At 66.6% G+C, this 25,015-nt stretch carries 16 protein-coding genes, 2 pseudogenes and 1 riboswitch; of the genes and pseudogenes, 14 read left to right on the top strand and 4 right to left on the bottom strand.

Going from position 1 to position 25,015, the window contains the following annotated elements:
* Window positions 1-47 precede the first annotated feature (47 nt).
* Window positions 48-2,489, bottom strand: coding sequence for a penicillin-binding protein 1A (locus tag BMI01S_RS21300; protein WP_028231691.1), 2,442 nt, complete (start codon window positions 2,487-2,489; stop codon window positions 48-50).
* A 290-nt stretch (window positions 2,490-2,779) separates the two neighbouring features.
* On the opposite strand from BMI01S_RS21300, the gene pilM reads away from it, so the two are divergent.
* From pilM to ugpQ, 8 genes and pseudogenes are all read left to right on the top strand, one after another.
* Complete coding sequence (pilM, locus tag BMI01S_RS21295; protein WP_028231690.1) at window positions 2,780-3,760, top strand: type IV pilus biogenesis protein PilM; 981 nt, start codon at window positions 2,780-2,782, stop codon at window positions 3,758-3,760.
* 53 nt (window positions 3,761-3,813) lie between these two features.
* Complete coding sequence (locus BMI01S_RS21290) at window positions 3,814-4,437, top strand: PilN domain-containing protein (RefSeq protein WP_161635540.1); 624 nt, start codon at window positions 3,814-3,816, stop codon at window positions 4,435-4,437.
* Window positions 4,438-4,903: 466 nt separating this feature from the next.
* Window positions 4,904-5,302: a hypothetical protein gene (locus BMI01S_RS21285; protein WP_036045651.1), complete on the top strand. Its 399-nt coding sequence runs from the start codon at window positions 4,904-4,906 to the stop codon at window positions 5,300-5,302.
* Window positions 5,303-5,364: 62 nt separating this feature from the next.
* Window positions 5,365-6,903 carry a type IV pilus secretin PilQ gene (gene pilQ, locus BMI01S_RS21280; protein ID WP_238327968.1) on the top strand — a complete coding sequence of 513 codons (1,539 nt, stop codon included), beginning with the start codon at window positions 5,365-5,367 and terminating at the stop codon, window positions 6,901-6,903.
* A gap of 130 nt (window positions 6,904-7,033) precedes the next feature.
* Entirely contained in the window at window positions 7,034-7,588 is a 555-nt protein-coding gene (gene aroK, locus BMI01S_RS43115; RefSeq protein WP_028213320.1) for a shikimate kinase AroK, read from the top strand.
* A 111-nt stretch (window positions 7,589-7,699) separates the two neighbouring features.
* Entirely contained in the window at window positions 7,700-8,782 is a 1,083-nt protein-coding gene (gene aroB / locus BMI01S_RS43110) for a 3-dehydroquinate synthase (protein WP_028231689.1), read from the top strand.
* A gap of 165 nt (window positions 8,783-8,947) precedes the next feature.
* Window positions 8,948-10,072: pseudogene (locus tag BMI01S_RS21265) on the top strand (deoxyguanosinetriphosphate triphosphohydrolase); the annotation flags it as partial.
* Between the two features lie 52 nt (window positions 10,073-10,124).
* Window positions 10,125-10,910, top strand: a complete 786-nt coding sequence (gene ugpQ / locus BMI01S_RS21260; RefSeq protein ID WP_028231687.1) for a glycerophosphodiester phosphodiesterase — start codon at window positions 10,125-10,127, stop codon at window positions 10,908-10,910.
* 33 nt (window positions 10,911-10,943) lie between these two features.
* Here ugpQ and BMI01S_RS21255 read toward each other — a convergent pair whose 3' ends face one another.
* A complete protein-coding gene (locus BMI01S_RS21255; protein ID WP_028213316.1) occupies window positions 10,944-11,321 on the bottom strand; it encodes a DUF883 family protein in 378 nt (125 codons plus the stop codon).
* A 368-nt stretch (window positions 11,322-11,689) separates the two neighbouring features.
* A complete protein-coding gene (locus BMI01S_RS21250) occupies window positions 11,690-12,409 on the bottom strand; it encodes an OmpW/AlkL family protein (protein WP_028213315.1) in 720 nt (239 codons plus the stop codon).
* 188 nt (window positions 12,410-12,597) lie between these two features.
* On the opposite strand from BMI01S_RS21250, the pseudogene BMI01S_RS21245 reads away from it, so the two are divergent.
* The 4 genes and pseudogenes from BMI01S_RS21245 to thpR all read left to right on the top strand — a co-directional run.
* Window positions 12,598-13,308: pseudogene (locus BMI01S_RS21245) on the top strand (transposase); the annotation flags it as partial.
* Between the two features lie 621 nt (window positions 13,309-13,929).
* A complete protein-coding gene (locus tag BMI01S_RS21240; protein ID WP_028213314.1) occupies window positions 13,930-18,630 on the top strand; it encodes a glutamate synthase-related protein in 4,701 nt (1,566 codons plus the stop codon).
* A gap of 129 nt (window positions 18,631-18,759) precedes the next feature.
* On the top strand, window positions 18,760-20,226 hold the full coding sequence (locus BMI01S_RS21235) for a glutamate synthase subunit beta (protein ID WP_028213313.1): 1,467 nt from the start codon (window positions 18,760-18,762) through the stop codon (window positions 20,224-20,226).
* A gap of 178 nt (window positions 20,227-20,404) precedes the next feature.
* Window positions 20,405-20,965 (top strand): RNA 2',3'-cyclic phosphodiesterase, encoded by a 561-nt coding sequence (gene thpR / locus BMI01S_RS21230; RefSeq protein ID WP_042290447.1) that lies wholly within the window; start codon window positions 20,405-20,407, stop codon window positions 20,963-20,965.
* 202 nt (window positions 20,966-21,167) lie between these two features.
* On the opposite strand, the gene BMI01S_RS21225 is transcribed toward thpR, so the two are convergent.
* The gene (locus BMI01S_RS21225; RefSeq protein WP_028213311.1) at window positions 21,168-22,925 is read right to left on the bottom strand and encodes an ABC transporter ATP-binding protein/permease; all 1,758 of its coding nucleotides are present in this window, start codon (window positions 22,923-22,925) and stop codon (window positions 21,168-21,170) included.
* Window positions 22,926-23,244: 319 nt separating this feature from the next.
* Window positions 23,245-23,358: riboswitch (TPP riboswitch) on the top strand.
* 239 nt (window positions 23,359-23,597) lie between these two features.
* Here BMI01S_RS21225 and BMI01S_RS21220 point away from each other — a divergent pair.
* Both BMI01S_RS21220 and thiS read left to right on the top strand, forming a co-directional pair.
* Window positions 23,598-24,746, top strand: coding sequence for an FAD-dependent oxidoreductase (locus BMI01S_RS21220; protein ID WP_028213310.1), 1,149 nt, complete (start codon window positions 23,598-23,600; stop codon window positions 24,744-24,746).
* 55 nt (window positions 24,747-24,801) lie between these two features.
* Window positions 24,802-24,999 carry a sulfur carrier protein ThiS gene (gene thiS, locus BMI01S_RS21215; protein WP_028213309.1) on the top strand — a complete coding sequence of 66 codons (198 nt, stop codon included), beginning with the start codon at window positions 24,802-24,804 and terminating at the stop codon, window positions 24,997-24,999.
* The last annotated feature ends 16 nt before the right edge of the window (window positions 25,000-25,015 follow it).

Here is a 25,015-nt window from a genome sequence, read left to right as displayed (position 1 = left end):
TGAAAAGCTGGCGCCCGTTTTGCATGGTGTCGGCTCCGGCGGCCCCTTCAGTGTCCGCGGAACAGATTCATGATGTCTTCCTTCTCCTTCGCATTCACGTGCTCGGGCGCGGGCGCGTCCGCAGTATCGGCGCCGGCCTCGCCCGACGCGCCGCTCGACGATGCCTCGAGCGCCGCCTGGCTGATGCCCACGGTCGAGACGAAGCCGTGGCCCGGCGTCGCATCGGCGTAGTAGAGCTCGTCGCCGAGCGTGACGATGCCGTCGGGCATCGCCATCTTGTACTCGGGCACGCCGTTGAGCGCCTTCTGCATGTAGTCGATCCAGACGGGAAGCGCGAGACCGCCGCCCGTTTCCTTGTCGCCGAGGCTGCGCGGGTTGTCGTAGCCGATCCACGCGATGGCGGCGAGCGTGTGCTGGTAGCCCGCGAACCACGCGTCGCGCGAGTCGTTGGTCGTGCCGGTCTTGCCGGACAGGTCGGTGCGCTTGAGGACGTTCGACTTCGCACCGGTGCCGCGCTGAGCCACGCTCTGCAACAGGCTGTTCATGATGTACGCGTTGCGCGCGTCGATGGCGCGCGGCGCGTTCTGTTCGGCCACGATCGGCTGCGCCTGCGCGACCACCATGCCTCGCTGGTCGGTGACTTCGGCAATCACATACGGATTCACGCGATAGCCGCCGTTCGCGAACACCGAGTAGCCGGCGGCCATCTGCAGCGGCGTGACGAGACCCGCGCCGAGCGCCATCGGCAGGTAGGCGGGATGCCGCTCGGCGTCGAAGCCGAAGTGCGTGATGTACTGCTGCGCGTACTTCGTGCCGATGTGGTTGAGGATGCGGATCGAGACGAGGTTCTTCGACTTCATGAGCGCGGTGCGCATCGACATCGGCCCGTCGAAGCCGCCGCCGTAGTTCTTCGGCTCCCACGCCTGGCCGCCCGTTTCGGCCGCGCTGAAGAAGAGCGGCGCGTCGTTGATGACGGTGGCCGGCCCGAGCCCCTTGTCGAGCGACGCCGAGTAGATGAACGGCTTGAAGCTCGAACCGGGCTGGCGCCACGCCTGGGTGACGTGGTTGAACTTGTTCTTGTTGAAGTCGAAGCCGCCCACGAGCGCGCGGATCGCGCCGTCCTGCGGCACGATCGAGATAAACGCGCCTTCGATCTGCGGCAACTGCGTGATCGACCACTCGCCCGCGTTGTTGCGCGCCAGGCGAATGATCGCGCCCTGCCGGATCTTCTGCGAAGGCTGTGCGCGCGGGCTCAACGCGAACTGCGCGAAGCGCAGGCCGTCGCCGGTGATGCTCGCGGTGTTGCCGTCCATGAACGTCGCCCGCACTTCCTTCGGGTTCGCCGCCGTGACCACCGCCGCCACGAGCTCGCCGTTGTCGGGATGCTCGACGAGGGCGTCGTCGATGGCTTGCTCACGCTCGTCAGCGTCGGCCGGCAGGTCGATGAACGCCTCCGGGCCGCGATAGCCATGGCGGCGCTCGTAGTCCATGAGTCCCCTGCGCAGCGCGTGATAGGCGAGCGCCTGATCGGCCGAGTCGATGGTCGTGACGACGTTCAGCCCACGCGTATAGGCTTCTTCGCGGTACTGCGTGTACATCATCTGTCGCACCATTTCGGCGACGTACTCGGCGTGGACGCTGAACTCCTTGCCCGCGCCCTTGACGACGAGCGGCTGAGCCGCCGCTTCGTCGTACTGCTGCTGCGTGATGTAGCGCAGTTCCAGCATGCGCTCGAGGATGTACTCCTGGCGCACCTTTGCGCGCTTCGGATTCACGACCGGGTTGTACGCCGAGGGCGCCTTGGGCAGTCCGGCCAGCATCGCGCATTCGGCGAGCGTGAGATCTTTCAGATCCTTTCCGAAATACACGCGCGCGGCGCTTGCGAAGCCATACGCACGTTGCCCCAGATAGATCTGATTCATATACACCTCGAGAATCTGATCCTTCGAGAGCCGGGACTCGATCTTGTAGGCGAGCAGCATCTCGTAAATCTTGCGCGTGTAGGTCTTCTCGCTCGAAAGGAAGAAGTTGCGCGCCACCTGCATGGTGATCGTGCTGGCGCCCTGGGTGGCATGGCCGTTGGTGAGGGCGACGATGCCCGCACGCGCGATGCCGGCGAGGTCGACGCCGCCGTGATCGTAGAAGCGGGCGTCTTCGATGGCGAGGATGGCGTTCTTGAGGTTGGCGGGCACGTCCCGAAAATGGACGACGTCGCGCCGTTCCTCGCCGAATTCCCCGATCAGCACGTGGTCGCGCGTATAGATGCGCAGCGGCACCTTCGGACGATAGTCGGTGAGCGCGTCGAGCGACGGCAGGTTCGGCGTGGCCACGACGAGCGCGTAGCCGATCACCAGCGCCACGCTCACCACGCCGGCGAACATGAGACCGAAAAAGGCGATCAGCAACGTTGCCCACCACGGGCGCTTGCGCCGCCTGGGCGGTTCGGGCGGCGTGGAAGGCGGTACGGAAGGAGGGAGCTGATCGTGCATACGAACACCAGAAAAACGGTCTCGCGATTATAGCCGCCGCCCGTTTCCGGGCTTTCGGGATGCTTACGTCGGCGCTTCCGTGTGAGCGCGCAAACGCGACGCTACTGCCGGCGATGTTGTCGAGGCATCAGTCGATATTGTCACTGTAGACGCGCACCCCACACATGAATAGCGCCCGTGCCGAACGTTGGCCGGAAAGCCGAGTATTCGCACGCGGCGCACGTCCGCACAATTTCCCCATCGACGCGCTGCGAACGGTTCGCGGCGCGCGGACGTCCGGGAGGAATGCAATGGGGTTCGGGAATCCGGTGTTGTTGGGCACGCGCCGCTATGCGGCCGGCGTGGATCTGGGCGCGCGTCACGTCTCGCTCGCGGTCGTGAGCCAGCGCATTGTCGGAGTGGGGCCGGTCCGCCTCGAATGGCTGGCCAGCACGCCGATCGCGCGCGTGGCGATGGCGGGTCTAGAGATCATCGATCGTGCGGCGGTTGTCGAAGCGTTGCGCAGCGTGTTCGGCGAGTTGCCGCGTGCGAGCGCCGCAGCGTCGATGCGTTGCGCGATGGCGCTCCCCACGAGCGCGACGCTGGTCGCGACGATGCCGCTCGCGCGCCTCGCGCCGGCCGCCACGATCGACGACTCCGGCATCCACGCCGGACTCGAGCCCTTCGTGCTGGCGGAGGCGGAGCGCGTGGCGGGCGTCGAGCGCGGCGAGCTGGCAGTCGACTGGAACGTGCTGCCGGCAACGCCACGCAGCCCGCAGGTGCAGGTGAGCATCGCGGCGACGGCGCGGCAGCATGTGGAGTCGCGCATCGAATGCGCGGCGATGGCGGGCATCACGTTGTGCGCCGTGGACGACGAGGCGCACGCCGCGTTGCGCGCCATGCGCTTCGCGGCGGCATACGAACTGCCGCCGCTGGAGCCTTGGGTGGCGCTGTGGGTCGGCCGGGAAGGCGTGCATGGCTGGTATCTCTTCGACGATGCCGTCATGCGGCACATGCGCTTTCCCGCGCTCGAACATGACTCTTTCGCAGAGGCGTTGCGCGACCTGGTCGGCGGCGAGCAGGCCGGCTGCGTGCAGGTCTCGGGCGAGCTCGCCATGCTGCGCGGCGCGAACTTCTCGCTGGCCGACATCGGCGACACATTGGGTGCACCGGTCCTGCCATTCGAATGCGGGCCGCTTGCCGATACCGGCTGGCCGCTCCCCTCAACGTTCCTGCATGACCCGGCGTGTGCGGTGGCGTTCGGGCTCGCGCTTCGCGGGGTGGGGGAATGACGCTCGCGCGCGCCACACGGGGCACACCGCGACGAGCCATCGGCGGATTCAATTTGCTGCCCTGGCGCCAACGCGCCATCCGCAGAATCCGTTGCCGCCGGCTGCTCGAATGGTTCGCTGCGGCGCTCGGCGGGTGTGTATGCGCGCTCGGTCTCCTGCTTTGGCAACACATTGAACGCAGCGGGCTCGAGGCGCGCCGCGAGGCACTCGTGCGATCGTTCGCGCATTGGCAGGCACCGCTTGCCGAGGCGCAGCGGCTCACGCGCGAAAGCGAAGCGCAGCATGCCGCCGGGCAGTTGGCACGAAGGCACGCGGGGGCGACGGTCCGCTTCTTCGCACTCGCCGATGCACTGGCGAGCAATGTGCCGCCCGGCGTGAGCCTGCAGCAGCTCTCGCAGTTCGCAGACGAAACCGACCTGCAGGCGAGCGCGGCCGACGAATCGGCGGCTGCGGCCTGGCTTGGCCGGCTGCGAACGCTTCCCGATGTAAAGGCTGTGAGCGTGCGCGAACTCAAGCGCGCGACTCCCGGTGGTACGTCACGTGAAAGTGCGCACGACGGCGGGCCCATTCGCATCGCCGCGCATCTGGTCTGGCGGGGCGCGAGCGTGGTGGCAAAGTCGGGCGCACCACCGGCGCCCGACTTTGCGCGGGGATCTGCCGTGAAGGAGGCGGAATGAGCAGGATGGCCGCGGCGGCCGGAGAGCAGCGGGAACCTGGATCGGCTCGGGGCCGCCCAGGGGGCGCGTTGCGCGTGTGGTCAATGCTTTATGCCTGGAGCCCGCGCCTCCGTCTCGTAGCCGCGCTGGTGATCGCCGTGCTCGCGGGTGCATCGATGAGCGGCGCCTGCATCGTTTGGGATCCGCTTGGCGTGCATGGAGCCCGCGCCGCGCTGGCCGACGCGCAGAAGCGTCTTGACGACGCCCGGCTAGCGGTGGCGCGTCTGCCCGCGCTGCGGGGGGCAGCAGCTCGAACAGCGCCACGTGCGCCGTATAAGGGCAACTCCGCCGACGACATTCGCCGCGTCTCTCAACTTGCCGCGCAAGCGGCCCTCGTGTTGCATGCGCTCGAGCCGGGTGCGGGCGGCGGCGCGCGAGCCGAGGCCTTCCGTTCGATCAAACTGGTCGCCCAGGGCAGCTTCGCGCAGTGGTGCGCGAGCCCGTGCTCACGGTGCCAACCGAGCTGGCGATCCGGCGCTCTGGAGCTGGACTGTCGATCTCTGCCATTTTGCACGTCTACGATGCGCTTCCCGCTGTGCCGCTTGCTCTGGCATCCGCTGACGAGAAGGTGCCGGAAGTTGCGTCTCTCGATCCGTTCGCCGCTGCCGCCGCGGATGGCGCCGGGAAAGATGGGTGGCGTCTCGCCGGCATCATCCAGGATCGGCAGCACATCGTCGCGCTGGTGGAAACGCCCAAGGGCGTCTTGACCGCGCAAGCGGGGCGGCCGATCGGCGACGGGCGCGTCGTGCAAGTCGGGCCGGCGCGCGTCGTCGTTTCTGCGGGTGGCGCGACGCACGTGCTCGGCTGGGCGGCGGCGGCGAAATGAAGGCGATCCGGTGTGGAGCGACTCTGCTCGGCGCGCCACTTTTCAGCGTTGCAGCATGCGCCATGGTGCCGTTGCCGCAGCCGGCGTGGGTGCGTGCTTCGGCGGCGGTGGCGCAGCACGAAGCGACACCGTTGCCCGAAGAGGCGCAGGCGACCCGCCCGGCCCAATGGATCGATAATCCCTTCACGGGAGGCAGCGATGCCGCTCCGTCTGAAGAGGGGGCGCCAGGAAACGCGGATCGCGCCGCGGGTGCGACGTCGCCTGCCGCTCAGCGCTCGAAGGAAACCGGCGGCGAAGCATCGGCAGCCGGGCAACTCGAAGGGCCGTCGGTCCCCCTGCGTGCGCCGCTGCGCCTTGGCGACCCGTCTGCCGCAAACGACGGCTTGCCGCCCGACCGGCCGATCACCCTCAATTTCCAGCGCGCGGAGCTCACTGCCGTTCTGCATGCGTTCGCCCAGTTCACGAAGCTCAATATCGTCGCAAGCGAACGTGCTCGCGGGCAGGTCACATTGCGCCTCGATCGCGTGCCGTGGCGCACCGCGTTCGACCTGCTGCTGGAGGCCAATGGGCTCGCGATGTCGCGCATTGGCGACGTGATCTGGGTCGCGCCCGCCGCGGAACTTGCGGCGCGCGAGCGGCAGCGTTTCGAGGCGCATGCGCGGGCTGCGGAGCTGGAGCCGCTCGCAAGCCGCTCGTTCGAGCTGCACTACGCGCGCGCCGAGGATCTGCGCCGCTTGCTGACCGGCTCGGGAGCGCAGCGCGCCCTCTCCAGGCGGGGCGCGGCCGTGGCGGACGCGCGCACGAACCTCCTCTTCGTCACCGACCTGCCGGCGCGGCTGGACCAGATCGGCGAGCTGGTGCGGCGGCTCGACGCGCCGGCGCGTCAGGTGCTCATCGAGGCGCGAATCGTCGAGGGAGACGAGGGGCTGTCGCGCGAGCTGGGCGTACGCCTCGGCGTCACGCCAGTGAACACGGATGGAGCCCCGGCCCGCGGGCTCACCACTGGGGCGGGCGGCACGGTCTATGACCTGGCGGCGGGGCCGATTGCGGGCTTCGAAGCCGCCGGGCTCGGCCTGACGCTCCTGGCTGCGCGTGCCACGCGCCTGCTCGACATCCAGTTGAGCGCGCTCGAGGCCGAGGGGCGCGGGCGGGTCGTATCGAGTCCGCGCGTCGTCACCGCGGACCGCACGAAGGCAGTCGTCGAGCAGGGCACGGAACTGCCTTATCAGGCCAAGGTCGGGCAAGGCGTTTCGGGCGTGCAGTTCCGGCGCGCGAGTCTGAAACTCGAAGTCGAGCCGCAGATCACACCCGATGGCCGCGTGATTCTCGACCTCGACGTCGCCAAGGACAGTGTCGGCGAGCAAACGGCCGCGGGGCCCGCGATCAATACCAAGCATGTCCAGACCCGCGTGGAGATCGAGGACGGCGGCACGGTCTCGATCGGCGGCATCGACGCCAGTGATGACCGCGATGATGTGACGCGTGTGCCACTCCTGGGCAAAATACCGGTATTGGGCGCGCTTTTTTCGCATCGCGCGCATCGCGATAAGCGCAGCGAGCTGGTGGTGTTCATCACACCGCGTGTCGTGGAGTCGGATTGACCTGATTCGTCGAGAGAGCAGGTCGCGAGTGCGTACTCGCGACTTTGCGGGGCCGGAACGAGGGAGCCGCAGGCTCGACAACGCCGCCGCTTTGCCAGTAAGCTGCGGCACCAACCTTTAGTAGGAAACGCTGCAAGTGCGGGACGCAAACGCCAATGTATTTTTCGTAGGGCTCATGGGCGCCGGCAAGACGACCGTGGGCCGGGCGGTCGCGCGCCGGCTGGAGCGTCCGTTCTTCGACTCCGACCACGAAATCGAAGCGCGCACGGGCGCGCGCATCCCCGTGATCTTCGAACTCGAAGGCGAAGCAGGCTTTCGCGACCGCGAGGCCCAGATGATCGAAGAGCTCACGGGGCGCGAAGGGATCGTTCTCGCGACCGGCGGCGGCGCCGTGCTGCGACCCGAGAACCGCGCGGCGCTCAAGGCGCGCGGCTTCGTCGTATACCTGCGCGCGCACCCGCACGACCTGTGGCTGCGCACCCGGCGCGACAAGAACCGTCCGCTCCTGCAGACCGAAGACCCCAAGGCGCGGCTCGAAGCGCTCTACGAAGTGCGCGACCCGCTCTATCGCGAGGTCGCCGACTTCGTGATCGAAACGGGCCGGCCGTCGGTCAACGGACTCGTCAATATGGTGCTGATGCAGCTCGACATGGCCGGCGTCGCGCGGGCCACGGCGCGCGAGTAGGTACGGTTCGGGAGGCTTGGCGCGGGAGCGCGCAAATCCCATGAAGGTCGGCGGTCAAAGCCGCGGGTCAAAACGTCAGGTAGTGCACCAGGAACTCTCAAGATTCAGAGCATGATTACCGTCAACGTCGAACTGGGCGACCGCGCCTATCCCATCCATATCGGCTCCGGCCTCATTGGCCAGACGGCGCTCTTCGCGCCCCATATCGCCGGCAAGTCGGTGACGATCGTGACGAACACCGTCGTCGACCCGCTCTACGGCGATACGCTGCGCGCTGCGCTGGCACCGCTCGGCAAGGACGTCAGCACCGTCGTGCTGCCGGACGGCGAGGCGCACAAGAACTGGGAAACGCTCAACCAGATCTTCGGCGCGCTCCTCACCGCGCGCGCCGACCGCAAGACCACGCTCATTGCGCTGGGCGGCGGCGTGACGGGCGACATGACGGGCTTCGCGGCCGCCTGTTACATGCGCGGCGTGCCGTTCATCCAGGTGCCGACCACGCTGCTCTCGCAGGTCGATTCGTCGGTGGGCGGCAAGACGGGCATCAATCATCCCCTCGGCAAGAACATGATCGGCGCGTTCTATCAGCCGCAGGCCGTGATCGCCGATATCGGCGCGCTCTCCACGCTGCCGCCGCGTGAACTGGCGGCCGGCATTGCCGAAGTCATCAAGACCGGCGCGATCGCCGACGCAGAATTCTTTGACTGGATCGAAGCGAACCTCGAGTCGCTCAACCGCTGCGAGCCCGAAGCGCTCGCACATGCAGTCAAGCGCTCGTGCGAGATCAAGGCATCGGTCGTGGCTGCCGACGAGCGCGAAGGCGGCCTGCGCGCCATCCTCAACTTCGGCCACACGTTCGGGCATGCGATCGAAGCCGGGCTCGGCTACGGCGAATGGCTGCACGGCGAGGCGGTGGGCTGCGGCATGGTGATGGCGGCGGATCTCTCGGTGCGCATGGGCATGCTGGACGAGGCCTCGCGCACGCGGCTCGTGCGTGTTGTGGAGGCCGCGAAGCTGCCGGTACGCGCACCGGCACTCGGCGCGGACCGGTACATCGAGCTGATGCAGGTCGACAAGAAAGCCGAGGGCGGCGCGATCAAGTTCATCCTGCTCAAGCGCTTTGGCGAGACGCATATCGGCCGCGCGCCCGACGAAGCCGTGCAGGCCACGCTCGCCGCGGCGACGCAGAACTGACGCCCCGCCGACGATAACCCTCGCGGAGGAACGGTGAGCGATACCCGCAGCGACAACCGTATTGATCCCCGTAGTTCGATGGGCGACGATGTGTCGGGCGGCGCTCCGTCGGGCGGTGAACCGTCCGCATCGGGCGACGCAAATGCGGTGCTCGTCGCGTCGTTCGAATCGGGCCTCGCGCCTTACGCCGCCCACGCCTCGCGCTCGCGCGGGAGGCGCCACCCGGAGCCGCCGCCCGCCGCCCGCAGCGAGTTCCAGCGCGATCGCGACCGCATCGTCCATTCCACGGCTTTTCGCCGGCTCGAGTACAAGACCCAGGTGTTCGTGAACCACGAGGGCGATCTCTTTCGCACGCGGCTCACGCACAGCCTCGAAGTTGCGCAGATCGCGCGTTCGGTCGCGCGCAACCTGCGCGTGAACGAGGATCTCGTCGAGGCGATCTCGCTCGCGCACGACCTCGGCCATACGCCGTTCGGCCACGCAGGGCAGGATGCGCTCAACGAGTGCATGCGCGAGCACGGCGGCTTCGAACACAATCTGCAGAGTCTGGCCGTAGTCGACGAACTGGAAGAGCACTACGGCGCGTTCGACGGCCTGAACCTCTGCTTCGAGACGCGCGAGGGCATCCTCAAGCACTGTTCGCGAGAGCACGCGCGTCGGCTCGGCGATCTGGGCGAGCGTTTCCTGCTTGGCCGGCAGCCGTCGCTCGAGGCGCAGATCGCCAATATCGCCGACGAGATCGCGTACAACAACCACGACGTCGACGACGGCCTGCGCTCGGGCCTGCTCACGATCGAGCAACTCGCCGAGGTCGAACTCTGGCAGACCCACTACGACGCCGCGCGCGCCGAGTATCCGCAGATCGAAGGCCGCCGGCTGATTCACGAGACGGTGCGGCGCATCATCAACACGCTGATCGTCGATCTGATCGGCCAGACCCAGCGCAATCTCGCCGAATGCGCGCCGCAGTCCCTCGACGACGTCCGCGCCGCGCCGCCTCTCGTCGCGCACAGTGAACGCGTGGCCGCGCAGGCGGCCGCACTCAAGCGCTTTCTCTACCGCAACCTGTACCGCCACTATCGCGTGATGCGCATGGCCAACAAGGCGCGGCGCGTGGTGAAGGGGCTGTTCGAGGCATTTAGCGAGGACTCGCGCCTGTTGCCGCCGCCGTACCAGACGCAGGACGCCGCCTCGCAGCCGCGCCTGATCGCGCATTACATCGCGGGCATGACCGACCGGTATGCCCTGAAGGAATACCGCCGCCTGTTCGTCGTCGCGGACGATGTTTGATCGCGCCATTCGCACGACGCCATTCGCCTCGTCGATTTCGGGAGTCCGCTTGATGAAGTCCTGGCCGTATCCACGCGTCGCCGCACACAGGGGAGGGGGCACGCTCGCGCCCGAGAACACGCTGGCGGGTCTGCGCACCGGCGCCAGCCTCGGCCACACGATGGTCGAGTTCGACACCAAGCTGTCTCTCGACAATGTCGCATTCCTGCTGCACGACGACATGGTCGACCGCACGTCGAACGGGCACGGCGCGGCAGCGCGCATGCGCTACGCGGAACTCGCCGCGCTGGACGCCGGCGGCTGGCGGGATGCCCGCTTTGCCGGAGAACCGATGCCGACGCTCGCCCAGGCCGCCGCGTATTGCCGCGAGTCAGCGCTGGCTGCCAACGTGGAGATCAAGCCTTGCAACGGCCGCGACGTGGAAACAGGCCGCATTGTCGCCGCCGAAACCGCTCGCTTGTGGGCGCAAGAGGGGCAAGCAGACGGGCGATCGGCGCAGGAAGCGCCGGCTGGCCCACCGCCTTTGCTCTCGTCGTTCTCGTGGTCGGCTTTGGAGGCAGCGCGCGAGGTCGCGCCTGGCCTGCCTCGGGGCCGGCTCTTCGAGCGTGTGCCTGGCGACTGGCGAGAGCAGACCGCCGCGCTAGGCTGTGTTTCGCTTCATGCGAGCCATCGCCATCTGGACGAGGCGCTGGTCGAGCGCATCAAGTCGGCGGGACTCTTCATCCTCGCCTATACCGTGAACGACCTCGACCGTGCTCGCCAGCTCGTCCGCTGGGGTGTCGATACGGTCTGCACGGACCGTATCGACCTGATCGGGCCGCACGCGCTCGACGTCTGAACGCAAGCGGACGGTCAGCGCCTCTATTGTCGTTCAGCGGGGGCGGGCGAGCAGCGCACCCAGGATCAGCGCCACGCCGCCGACGATCGCGACGGCCTGCCAGGGATTGCGGTGGACGTACTCGTCGGCGCCGGCGATGGCTGCCTCGGCCTGATCGCGTGCAGCCGCACGCGCGACTTCGAGCCGCTCGCGGGCGGCGTCGAGGCGCTTGCGAATATCGGCGCGCAGGGCGGTCGCATCGGCCTGCGTTCCCTCACCCAACGTGGTTTCCAGCTCGGCTAGCAGATCACGCAATTCGTCGGTGATATCGGCGGCGGCGCTGCGGCCGCGGCGCGCGATGCGCCGCGCGTGGCGGCTCGTGCGCGTCCAGGAATCGCCGAGGGCTTCTCGCGTGTTCGGAAAGGCGCTCATGTATGGCTCCGTCGTTGCAAAGGAAAGAGGCTCGCCACGGCGCGCACGAAAAAGGGCGCGGCAGGGGAGGACCGGAGTGCAAGTATTGCGCAATTTCAGTGCCCGAGCGTCGAAAGCGCGCCGCCGAACGGGCGAAAACGTCCGCCGGCCGGGGCCTGGCCGCCTGGCGACAAACCAGATGATTACGGGGACAGCACGCTTTTTCCCAGAGGCATAGAATCAGGGGAAGCCCATGCGACAAGCGGGGAAATCAGATGGAGACGCCAACGCGGAAACGATTCGGCGGGGAGGGGAAGCGCAGCCCCACGCCCCTTGCCGCTGGGGCGAGGCAAAGGGCTTGCGCAAGGTCATGCGCGCGCCGCAGCGCGTTAGAACGCGTAGCCGACCTTCAGGTACGTCACGAGCGGGTTGAGGTGAATCTTCGATTCAGCAACACGCTGCGTGCCGAACTGGTTGTTCAGGGTCGTGTGATAAGTCGCGGTCACGTTGACCGGGATATACGAGAGCGAGAAGCCGGCGAACCAGTGCTTCGTGAAGTTGTAGTTGAAGCCCAGGTTAAACACGGGGGCCCAGGAACGATCCGTCGAAACACTGGTCGGACCCCCAAGCACGCCCTGTTCAAAGGTGCCATTGGTGATATGGGCGTCAGTGAACCAGACGTAGGTCGCGCCAACGCCGACGTAAGGACGGAATTTTGCTTCCGCGCTGTTGAAGTAGTACTTGAACAGCAGCGCTGGGCTCCAAAGTTTTGCCGTGCCCACCTTGCCGAAGCTGCTCAGTGTGCCGCCGCCGGAAATATCGAACTTCGGCGGAATGCCTATTTCGGCTTCGGTGGCGAAGTGGTCGGTAATGAAGTAGCCGAAGGACAAACCCACCGTGTCGGCCGTGCCGACACTGGCGCCGGTGCCCGGAATGGCGATGTTGACGGGCGTGCCGCCGACGGAATCGATCTTGAGTGGATCGCTGGTGTCCTGCGGCATGAAGCGGAACCAGCCAGTGGTGACGTAGAACGTGTTTGCGGATTGTGCGTGTGCTGCCGTGAGACTGGCGAGCGCGGCGACCCCTGCCAGCGCCTGTTTTAATTTCATATTAATGCTCCTCCATGAAAGGCCCGCTCATTATGAACACAACGTTTGCAACAAACCATACGCGACCGTTAGAGCTTTTTTACTAGGCGCCGCGAGCTTTCCGCCGAAGCCGCATGCCAGCGAGAACCAGCGCTGGTGCGGCCTGGCGGGTCTCCGGGTATTCACCAACGGAACCAGGAAAATCGAGCATGGCACGGCTTGCACGTCTTTATGTTCCCGATCAGCCGCAGCATGTGATCCTGCGCGGACTCGATCAGCAGCCCGCGTTCGTCGATGACCAGGACTACGAACTGTTCATCGACTGCCTGAAGGCCGCGGCGCGCGATCATCATCTGGCGGTTCATGCGTGGGTGTTGATGCCCGGCGCGGTCCAACTGCTCGTCACGCCTTCCGACGAATCCAGTCTGCCCAAGGCGATGCAGGCGGTCGGCCGGCGCTACGTGGCGCATTTCAACCGGCGCTATGCGCGTCGCGGCACGCTCTGGGAGGGGCGCTACCGCGCGACGGTTATCGAAGGCGAGCGCTTTTTCCTCCTGGCGAGCCGAGTCGTCGAGCTCGCGCCGGTGCGCAGCCATCTCGTGACAGCGCCCGAGGACTACCGGTGGTCGAGCTACCGCCATCACATCGGCCTCACCGTCGACAGCCTCATCACCGACCATCCGCTCTACTGGGCGCTCGGCAACACGCCGTTCGAGCGTCAGCGCGCGTACCGCGAGCTATGTGAGCAGGCGCTCGACGAACGCGAGACCACCCAGCTCATGCAGGCGACGCTCAAGGGCTGGGTGCTGGGCAGCGACACTTACCGCGACTGGGCGTCGCGCACCGCTAACCGGCGCGTGTCGCCGCTGCCGCGCGGGCGGCCGCGCAAGGTCCGCGAGGCACCGGGCACACCGGCCGTCGGCGCGGGCGTCAGTGGCGCGGCTTCCATGCCTGCGGCCGGAGGATCAGGGGGCGCTACCAGTGGGCAGCCGGCCGGCGCGGCTGCCGGTCAGTCCGCCACCCATTCCGGCTCGCACACAGGCGCAAGCCCCGGCGCTGCTGCTTCGACGACCGGAGGCGCCCACCCCGGCAGTGGTTCGGCTACAACATCGGGGGGGAATCAAGGAGGACCGACGGGCCATTCGGGCGGCTCGCAGGGTGCCAGCGGCGGCAGTTCGCCTGGCTCGACTTCGGGGCACGACGAGCGCAAGCCGGGCACCGGCACTCATTGATTGCCTTTGGGATCAAACGCTTACGAGATAAACGGCATCTGCGGGTGCCGTTTTTTATTCTGTGATTTCGATATGGCCCCGTTAAAAAAATGTGCGACTGCACCAACACGATAATTGGGGTTCGACCATGACGTTTTATTTGCATCCCCTTGATTCGTCGCGTATATTCGCCTTTCGGCTCTCCTGGGCGCACAACGCGGGAAGCACGTAATACCCCGCGCAACGCCGTACAGCGGTCACGCAAGCGGCGGGAAACAAAGAACACGGAATCAACGGCCGGCAACGGCCCCCCACTCTGACGGTGTCCCCATGAACGATCACCAGCAGCGCGCCGCGGTGCCCGCCGCGCAAGGTCTCTATGACCCGCAAAACGAACACGACGCCTGTGGCGTCGGCTTCGTCGCCCACATCAAGGGCAAGAAGAGCCACGAAATCATTCAGCAAGGCCTGAAGATTCTCGAGAACCTCGACCACCGGGGCGCCGTGGGCGCCGATCCGCTGATGGGCGACGGCGCGGGCATCCTGATCCAGATTCCGGACGCCTTCTACCGCGAAGAGATGGCCAAGCAAGGCGTGACACTGCCGCCGTTCGGCGAGTACGGCGTCGGCATGATCTTCCTGCCGAAGGAGCATGCCTCGCGTCTCGCATGCGAACAGGAACTGGAGCGCACCGTGCGCGCCGAAGGCCAGGTCGTGCTGGGCTGGCGCGACGTGCCGGTCGATCACACCATGCCGATCTCGCCCACGGTGAAGGCGAGCGAGCCGCTGATCCGCCAGATCTTCATCGGCCGCGGCAAGGACGTGATGGTCACGGACGCACTCGAACGCAAGCTGTACATCATCCGCAAGACCGCAAGCCACCGCATCCAGGCGCTCAAGCTCAAGCACGGCAAGGAATACTTCGTGCCGTCGTGCTCGGCGCGCACGGTCGTCTACAAGGGTCTGCTGCTCGCCGGCCAGGTCGGCGTGTACTACCGCGACCTGCAGGACGAGCGCGTCGTCTCGGCGCTCGCGCTCGTGCACCAGCGCTTCTCCACGAACACGTTCCCGGCGTGGGAGCTGGCTCACCCGTACCGCATGATCGCCCACAACGGTGAAATCAACACCGTGAAGGGCAACGTCAACTGGCTCAACGCCCGCACCGGCGCGATCGCCTCGCACATGCTCGGCGACGACCTGCCCAAGCTCTGGCCGCTGATCTACCCGGGCCAGTCCGATACCGCGTCGTTCGACAACTGTCTCGAACTGCTGGTGATGGCGGGCTACCCGCTCGTCCACGCGATGATGATGATGATCCCGGAAGCCTGGGAACAGCACACGCTGATGGACGAGAACCGCAAGGCGTTCTACGAATACCACGCTGCGATGATGGAGCCGTGGGACGGTCCCGCCGCGATCGCGTTCACCGACGGCCGCCAGATCGGCGCGACGCTCGACCGTAACGGCCTGCGTCCGGCGCGCTACATCGTCACCGACGACGACCTGGTCATCATGGCGTCGGAAGCGGGTACGCTGCCGATCCCCGAGTCGAAGATCGTCAAGAAGTGGCGTCTGCAGCCGGGCAAGATGTTCCTGATCGACATGGAGCACGGCCGCATCATCGACGACAAGGAACTCAAGGACAACCTCGCCAACGCCAAGCCCTACAAGAGCTGGATCGACGCCGTGCGCATCAAGCTCGACGAGATCGAGCCGAAGGCGGAAGACGTCGCGACCGCGCGCACCGAAGCGGCCGCGCTGCTCGACCGTCAGCAGGCGTTCGGCTACACGCAGGAGGACCTCAAGTTCCTGATGGCGCCGATGGCGATGTCGGGAGAAGAGGCCGTCGGCTCGATGGGCAACGACTCGCCGCTGGCGGTCATGTCCAACAAGAACAAGACGCTCTACAACTACTTCAAGCAGCTGTTCGCGCAGGTCACGAACCCGCCGATCGACCCGATCCGCGAGAACCTGGTGATGTCACTCGTGTCGTTCATCGGCCCGAAGCCGAACCTGCTCGACACCAACAACATCAACCCGCCGATGCGTCTCGAAGTCTCGCAGCCCGTGCTCGACTTCAAGGACATCGCGAAGATCCGCGCCATCGAGCAATACACGGGCGGCAAGTTCAGCAGCTACGAGCTGAACATCTGCTACCCGGTGGCCTGGGGCAAGGAAGGCATCGAAGCGCGCCTCGCGTCGCTGTGCGCGGAAGCCGTGGACGCCGTCAAGTCGGGCTACAACATCCTGATCGTGTCCGACCGCCGCGCCGATCGCGACAACGTCGCGATTCCCGCGCTGCTCGCCACCTCGGCCATTCACTCGCACCTCGTGCAGCACGGTCTGCGCACGAGCACGGGTCTCGTCGTGGAAACGGGTTCGGCGCGTGAAACGCACCACTTCGCGCTGCTCGCCGGCTTCGGCGCGGAAGCCGTGCACCCGTACCTCGCGATGGAAACGCTCGCGCAAATGGCGCAGGGCCTGAAGGGCGATCTGTCGGCAGAGAAGGCCGTCTACAACTTCACCAAGGCCGTGGGCAAGGGCCTGCTCAAGGTGATGTCGAAGATGGGCATCTCGACGTACATGTCGTACACGGGCGCGCAGATTTTCGAAGCCGTCGGCCTCGCCGACGACCTCATCGCCAAGTACTTCAAGGGCACGGCCTCGAAGGTGGGCGGCATCGGCCTCTTCGAAGTGGCCGAGGAAGCGATCCGTCTGCACCGCGACGCGTTCGGCGACAACCCCGTTCTCGCCAACATGCTCGACGCGGGCGGCGAATACGCCTACCGCGTGCGCGGCGAAGACCACATGTGGACGCCGGACGCGATCGCCAAGCTCCAGCACTCGGCGCGCAGCAACTCGTACCAGACGTACAAGGAATACGCGCACCTGATCAACGATCAGACGAAGCGCCACATGACGTTCCGCGGTCTGTTCGAATTCCGCCTCGACCCGGCGCGCGCGATCTCGATCGACGACGTCGAGCCGGCCAAGGAAATCGTCAAGCGTTTCGCCACGGGCGCGATGTCGCTTGGCTCGATCAGCACGGAAGCGCATGCCACGCTGGCCGTCGCGATGAACCGTATCGGCGGCAAGTCGAACACGGGCGAAGGCGGCGAAGACGATAAGCGCTACCGCAATGAACTGCGCGGTATTCCGATCAAGAACGGCGACACGATGCAGTCGATCATCGGTCCGGAAGTCGTGAAAGACATCCCGCTGAAGGATGGCGACTCGCTGCGCTCGAAGATCAAGCAGGTCGCGTCGGGCCGCTTCGGCGTGTCGGCCGAGTACCTGTCGTCGGCGGACCAGATCCAGATCAAGATGGCGCAGGGCGCGAAGCCGGGCGAAGGCGGTCAGCTGCCGGGCCACAAGGTTTCGGAGTACATCGGCAAGCTGCGTTACTCGGTGCCGGGCGTGGGCCTCATTTCGCCGCCGCCGCACCATGACATCTACTCGATCGAAGACCTCGCGCAACTGATTCACGATCTAAAGAACGTGAATCCGTCGTCGTCGATCTCGGTGAAGCTGGTGTCGGAAGTGGGCGTGGGCACGGTGGCGGCCGGCGTGGCGAAGGCCAAGGCCGACCACGTCGTGATCGCTGGTCACGACGGCGGCACGGGCGCGTCGCCGCTCTCGTCGCTCAAGCACGCCGGCACGCCGTGGGAACTCGGCCTCGCCGAAACCCAGCAAACTCTGGTGCTGAACCAGCTGCGCGGCCGCATTCGCGTGCAGGCCGACGGCCAGATGAAGACGGGCCGCGACGTGGTGATCGGCGCGCTGCTCGGCGCCGATGAATTCGGCTTCGCGACGGCGCCGCTCGTCGTCGAGGGCTGCATCATGATGCGCAAGTGCCACCTGAACACCTGCCCGGTCGGCGTCGCGACGCAGGATCCGGTGCTGCGCGCGAAGTTCTCGGGCCAGCCCGAGCACGTCGTCAACTTCTTCTTCTTCATCGCCGAGGAAGTGCGCGAAATCATGGCGCAACTGGGCATCCGCAAGTTCGACGACCTCGTCGGCCGCTCGGATCTGCTCGACACCCGCCGCGGCGTGGAACACTGGAAGGCGAAGGGTCTCGACTTCTCGCGCGTGTTCTACCAGCCGCAAGTCGGCGCCGAAGTCGCGCGCCTGCACGTGGAGTCGCAAGACCACGGTCTCGACCGCGCGCTCGATCACACGCTGATCGAGAAGGCGAAGGCCGCGATCGAAACGGGCGAGCACGTCTCGTTCATCCAGCCGGTGCGCAACGTGAACCGCACGGTCGGCGCGATGCTCTCGGGCGTCGTCGCGAAGAAGTACGGCCACGACGGCCTGCCGGAAGACACGATCCACATCCAGCTCAAGGGTACGGCGGGTCAAAGCTTCGGCGCGTTCCTCGCACGCGGCATCACGCTTGATCTCGTGGGCGACGGCAACGACTACGTCGGCAAGGGCCTTTCGGGCGGCCGCATCATCATCCGTCCGACCAACGACTTCCGCGGCAAGTCCGAAGAAAACATCATCTGCGGCAACACGGTGTTGTACGGCGCGCTCGAAGGCGAAGCCTTCCTGCGTGGCGTGGCGGGCGAGCGTTTCGCGGTGCGTAACTCGGGCGCGACGGCGGTCGTCGAAGGCACGGGCGACCACGGCTGCGAATACATGACCGGCGGCACGGTGGTCGTGCTCGGCGAGACGGGCCGCAACTTCGCGGCCGGCATGTCGGGCGGCATCGCCTACGTGTACGACCCGGACGGCACGTTTGCCGGCAAGTGCAACAAGTCGATGGTCGCGCTCGAACCGGTCCTGCAACAGGCCGAGCAGGAGCGCACCGTGGACCGCGCGCTGTGGCATACGGGCCAGACCGACGAAGCGCTGCTCAAGGGACTCGTCGAGCGTCACTTCCAGTTCACGGGCTCGCCGCGTGCGAAGGCGCTGCTCGAAAACTGGGATGCGGCGCGCCGCCAGTTCGTGAAGGTGTTCCCGACGGAATACAAGCGCGCACTGGGCGAACTCGGCGCGAAGAAGGCGAACCAGGAAGAACTGGCCGCCTGATCTGGCAACCGGGTCGCGAGACGACTGAACGAAGACGAAGCGCCCGCCGCGCGAAAAGTTGCGCGGCGGCGGGCGCGGTCCCCTCACCGCGAATTTTCGCGAATAGATAGAGACAGACGAGAACCAAATATGGGTAAGGCAACCGGTTTTCTCGAGTTCGAGCGCCAGCATGAGGCGTACGAAGCACCGCTCACGCGCGTGAAGCACTACAAGGAATTCGTCGCGGCGCTCTCCGACGCCGACGCGAAGATCCAGGGCGCGCGCTGCATGGACTGCGGCATCCCGTTCTGCAACAACGGCTGTCCGGTCAACAACATCATTCCGGACTTCAACGACCTCGTGTTCCGCCAGGACTGGAAGAGTGCGATCGACGTCCTGCATTCCACGAACAACTTTCCCGAGTTCACGGGCCGCATCTGCCCGGCGCCCTGCGAAGCGGCGTGCACGCTCGGCATCAACGACGATCCCGTAGGCATCAAGTCGATCGAGCACGCGATCATCGACAAGGCCTGGGCCGAAGGCTGGGTCGCGCCGCAAGTGGCGAAGCACAAGACCGGCAAGAAGGTCGCTGTCGTCGGTTCGGGCCCCGCGGGCCTCGCCGCCGCGCAGCAGCTCGCGCGCGCTGGCCACGAGGTGACGGTGTTCGAGAAGAACGACCGCATCGGCGGCCTGCTGCGTTACGGCATCCCCGACTTCAAGCTGGAAAAGTGGCTGATCGACCGCCGCATGCGCCAGATGGAAGCCGAAGGCGTGACGTTCCGCACCAATGTCTTCATCGGCAAGGGCGAGCTGCCCGCGTTCATCGGCAACACGGCGAAGGAAACCCTCTCGCCGGACGAGCTGAAAGAACAGTTCGATGCCGTGGTGATCGCTGGCGGTTCGGAAACGCCGCGTGATCTGCCGGTGCCGGGCCGCGAGCTCGAGGGCATCTACTACGCGATGGAATTCCTGCCGCAGCAGAACAAGGTCAACGCCGGCGACAAGCTGCCGAACCAGCTGCTCGCCAAGGGCAAGCACGTGGTGGTGATCGGCGGCGGCGATACGGGCTCCGACTGCGTGGGCACCTCGAACCGTCACGGCGCGAAGAGCGTCACGCAGTTCGAACTGCTGCCGCAGCCGCCCGAGGAAGAGAACAAGCCGCTCGTGTGGCCGTACTGGCCGATCAAGCTGCGCACGTCGTCGTCGCACGAGGAAGGCTGCTCGCGTGACTGGGCGGTCGCCACGAAGCGCCTCGAAGGCAAGAACGGCAAGGTCGAGAAGCTGATCGCCGCGCGTGTGGAGTGGAAGGACGGCAAGATGGTCGAAGTTCCGGGCTCGGAATTCGAAATGAAGGCCGACCTCGTGCTGCTCGCCATGGGCTTCACGCAGCCGCTTTCGCCGGTGCTTGAAGCGTTCGGCGTCGACAAGGATGCGCGCGGCAATGTGCGTGCCTCGACCGAGGGCGAGAAGGCTTACTACACGTCGGTCGACAAGGTCTTCACCGCCGGCGACATGCGCCGCGGCCAGTCGCTGGTCGTCTGGGCGATCCGTGAGGGCCGCCAGTGCGCACGTTCCGTCGATGCGTTCCTGATGGGCAGTTCGGAGCTGCCGCGTTGAATCCAGTGCGCCCGTCGGTAAGACCTGGCGCGCGGGAGACGGCAGGAGACACGAAGCGAGAAAACCGGGCACCCGCAAGGGTGACCCGGTTTTTTTTGTCCTTGTTGCCGAAGCGCCAACTCTGGCCGTCAGGGTTACCATGACGCGATTGCCCGACCGAACCCAAGGCCCGCCGATCATGTCCGAAGCCCCCGAGATCGATCGCGATACGCAAGAATGGCGGCGCTGCTTCGTCGCGCTCGCGCCCGATGCCGCATCGCGCGACGCGCTGGCCACAATCGACGTGCCGCCCAACGCGCGGCGCGTGCCCTACGCCCAATTGCATCTGACGGTGGCATTCATCGGCGCGATGTCGTTCGGCCAGGGGGAAATGCTCTCGCGGCGGCTCGCGGAGCACGTGCCGAGCATTCCGCCCGCACAGGTCACGAACATCGAAAGCTGGCCCGGGCGGGCACATCCGCGGCTTATGGTGGCCGTGCTGGCGATGTCCGATGCGTTCACGGCGCTCGACTGGCGCGTGCGTTCGCTGATGGGGGAGGTGGGATTGCCGCTCGACGCACGGGCGTTTCGCCCACATGTAACGCTTGCCAGATTCTCGCGCGACGCGGTGGGCGCGCCGGCCGCGAGAGGCGGCGAAGCATTGCCGCCGCTGCAGTTCGAGTCGCTGGTGCTGTATTCGAGCACGCTTGCAAAGCAGGGCGCTCGCTACGAGGCGCTGGCGAGCGTCGCGCTGGGTTGAGGCATCGCCCCGCATAGCATTAGCGCCGCTTTAGCGTCGATAGCGGGCGAGCGTCAAACCATCAGGTCGATTTCCGGCAAGCTCGCCGCACACGTGCGGCGTCAGCGCGATGCCGCGCCATGCAATGCGGCGCGCGAGCGCTGCGCCGATCCCCGAGCCCGGCTCCTGATCAGCACGACGCGCTCGCAGCGCTCGCCCCCGCTCACGCGGCGACGCGCTCTTCAGGCATGCGCTCGATCTCGAGCGTTTCGTGGTGGTACGCCTCGAGCGATTCGCGGTGCGCGACGCTCACGATCGCCGCCTTCGGCAGGCGCTCCACGAAGAGCTTGTAGAGGCGGCCTTCGTTGTCGGGATCGAGCGCGCTCGTCGCTTCGTCGAGGAACAGGTAGTCGGGCTTGTGCAGCAGCACGCGCGCGCCGGCGAGACGTTGCTGCTCGCCCGGCGAGAGCACACGCGTCCAGTGCGCCGACTCGCCCAGGCGGTCCACGTAATCCTCGAGACGGCAGGCACGCAGCGCTTCGCGGCAGTCTTCGTCGCTGTAGTCGTCGGCGGGCGAGGGGTAGGTGAGCGCGGCCTTGAGCGTGCCGATCGGCAGATAGCTCTGCTGCGGGATGAACATCATGCGCGCGTCCACGGGCGCGTCGATCGAGCCTTCGCCGAACGGCCAGAGGCCCGCGAGCGCGCGCATCAGCGTGCTCTTGCCGGCGCCCGACGGTCCGCGCACGAGCCAGCGCGAGCCCGGCTTGATGGCGATGTCACGCACCTCGGAAAGCGGCGTGCCGTTGGGCAGCGAGAGCTTGAGGTGCTCGGTGGCGAGCTCGTTGCTGTCGACGAAGTGCAGGTTGATGCCGCCGTGCTCGGTGGCGGGCGAGACCGATTCCTTCAGGCGCGGCGAGTGGACCACGCGCACGAATTCGCGCAGACGGTTCACCGTAGCGCGCCATTCGACCAGCGTCGAGTAACTGTTGATGAACCACGAAAACGAGTCGCTCACGGTGCCGAAGGCCTGCGAGATCTGCATCAGCACGCCGAACGTGAACGCGCCGGCGAAGTAGCGCGGCGCCGCCACCACGAGCGGGAAGATGATGGCGATCTGGCCGTAGAAGCTCAGCACGAAGGTGAGGCGCTTCGTGTACTTCATCACGCGCCACCAGTTTTCGCGGATGTGCTGGAAGAGGCCTTGGGCGTTGCTGCGCTCGGTGTCCATGCCGTCGTAGAGCGCGATTTGCTCGGCGTTTTCGCGCAGGCGGATCAGGCCGAAGCGGAAATCCGCTTCCACCTTTTGCTGCTGGTAGTTGATCGACACGAGCGGGTGGCCGACCTTCTGGATCACGAACGAGCCGAACACGGCGTAGAGTGCGGCGGCCCAGACCATGTAGCCCGGAATCGCGAGAGGGTGGCCCCCCAGCGTGACGGTGAGCGCGCCGGCGAGGGTCCACAGGATCGTGATGAACGAGACGAGCGTGACGACCGTAGAGAGCAGGTCGAGCGTGAGCGAGAGCGTGCTCGTGGCGAACGACTGGAGGTCGTCGCTGATCCGCTGGTCGGGGTTGTCGGCGAGGCGGTCGCGCTCGATGCGATAGAACGCGCCCTTGCCGAGCCACTCGTTCAGGAAGCGGTTGGTGAGCCACTGGCGCCAGCGAAATCCGAGCATCTGGCGCAGATAGCGGCCGTACACCGCGAGGATGATGAAGCCGAAGGCCAGTTCCGTGAAAGTGACGAGCAAAGGCGGGAAGCGCTTGACGTCCTTGGCCTGCAGCGCGTTGTAGAACTCCGCGCTCCAGCCGTTGAGCCGCACGTTGATCCACACGACGAGCAGGTTCATCACGATGATCGCGACGAGCAGGCCCCAGGCGACCCAGCGTTCCTCGGAGACCCAGTAAGGCTTGATCAGACTCCATGCGGTGATCTTCTGATGCTCGTTCTGATCTGGCGTGGCGCTGGCAGGTTGGTTGGTCATGTGCATCCTGATGTTGTGCTGGGCCGCGTGGCCCGCTTAGGCCGTTGGCCGCGCCCCGCGCGGCGGCCGCTTCGCAGCGACGGCGCGCAGCAATATTCGCAGCGATTCTGTCGGCAGCCGCTTAAGTGAGACTTAATGAACCCATACGGAGACGAAAGCAGTGACAAAAGCGCGCGCCGGCGCTGCCGTCGCGTGGCGCTCATTGTCTCACCGCCCGGGCTTGCGGGGCGAAATTGGCGGGCCGAGGGCATTGTGCCAGAGCGGAAGCCCCGTTCCGCCGAGGTTTGCGGGCCGCGCGCGTTTTGTGGTCTAATCGGCGTTGACGAAACAGGGGTGCTTCACCGGTATGCGGGGCATGCCGTACTGAGGCTGAGAGAGACCCTTCGCACCCGATCCGGGTAATACCGGCGCGGGAAGTTTCCAGAAAGTCTTACCGGAGCGTCCAGCGTTTGCACGGGCGCCAGGATTCCCGCCGGGCTGCGCTACCGGCGCACGGTTCGGTACGATTTCCGTATCGGCCGTCTGCGCCGCATAGCCTCCACGGTCGGCCTTGCCAGCCGGTTTCGTCCTTGGGTACGTCTGCTTGCCGTACGGAAAGGATACGATGACCGCTTATTCTGTTGCTTGTTCCCCGATATTCGCCGCTTTCGCCTTGTGCGACGGAGCGTCGTCATGAGTCGCGCCCATCAACGCAGCGCGGGCGGCGTGCCCGACTTCGCCGTGCTCGGCGGCGGCCTGTGCGGCCGGCTCGTCGCCTGGCGTCTCGCAGGCGAGGGGCATCGCGTCGCGCTCTACGAGCGTGGCGGGCCGGAGGGCGGCGAAGCCGCCGCCTGGGTCGCGGCCGCCATGCTCGCACCACTCGCCGAGGCCGCCGTTGCGGAGTTGCTGATCACCGAGCTGGGTGTCGCCTCGCTCGAATCCTGGCCGCGCATCCTGGCCGAGCTGCCCGAGCCCGTGTTCTTCCAGCGCAACGGAACGCTCGTGGTCTGGCATAGCGCCGATCGCACCGAAGCGCCGCTCTTCGAGCGCCGCGTGCGCGCCAACGCGCCACGCTCGCTCGCCGACGCGAACTTCGTCGCGCTCGCCGGCGCGCAGCTGGACGCGGCCGAGCCCGCGCTCGCAGGTCGCTTCGCGCGCGGCTGGCTGCTCGCCGGCGAAGGCCAGCTCGACAATCGTCAGGCGTTGGCCGCGCTCGCGGCCGGTCTCGCTGCGCGTGGCGTCGAGACGCACTGGCACACGACGGTCGACGAGGCGAACCCGCCGTCCGCGCGCGTGACGATCGACTGCCGCGGGCTGGGTGCCAAGGCAGCGCTGCCGGGTCTGCGAGGCATTCGCGGCGAAGTCGCGCGCGTGCACGCGCCGGGCATCACGCTCACGCGCCCCGTGCGGCTCCTGCATCCGCGCTACCCGCTCTATATCGCGCCCAAGGAGAACGATGTCTTCGTGATCGGCGCGACCGAGATCGAAGGCGAGGACCGCTCGCCCGTGAGCGTGCGCTCGGCGCTCGAATTGCTGAGCGCGGCCTTCGCGGTGCATCCGGCGTTCGGCGAGGCGCGCATCCTGGAGCTCAATACGCAATGCCGCCCGACGCTGCCCGACCACCGCCCGGCGCTCATCTGGGACAGCAAGGCGACGCTGCGCGTGAACGGCCTCTACCGGCACGGTTTCATGATCGCGCCGGAAGTCGCCGACGAAGCCGTGCGTGTCGCTCAAGCGCTGCTCGACGCACGCGTGACCGACGCCGATTCGTTCGAATCGCTGCGGCGCGCGTCGCGCTGGGGCGAGATGTTGCACGCGCAGGGCGCGCACGAGCCGGCCTGACATGCAGCCAGGCCGCGCCGCGAGAAACACACTGCAGTTCGAGAACGTATTTGCCATGGACATTCATATCAACCAGAAGCCGATCACGCTGCCCGAGGGCGCGACCGTCGCCGATGCGCTCGCCGCGTTCGGCGCGCGTCCGCCGTTCGCCGTTGCGCTGAACGGCGATTTCGTGGCGCGTGCCCAGCATGGCGCGCGCGCGCTCCAGGCGGGCGACCGCCTCGACGTCGTGAGCCCCGTGGCGGGCGGTTGAGCCGCCCTCCGCCCGG

The sequence above is a fragment of the Paraburkholderia mimosarum LMG 23256 = NBRC 106338 genome, assembly GCF_000739815.1.
GTDB classification, from domain to species: Bacteria; Pseudomonadota; Gammaproteobacteria; order Burkholderiales; family Burkholderiaceae; genus Paraburkholderia; species Paraburkholderia mimosarum.
Note: the sequence above shows the minus strand (reverse complement) of the source record. Positions and strands in the feature narration are given on the sequence as shown.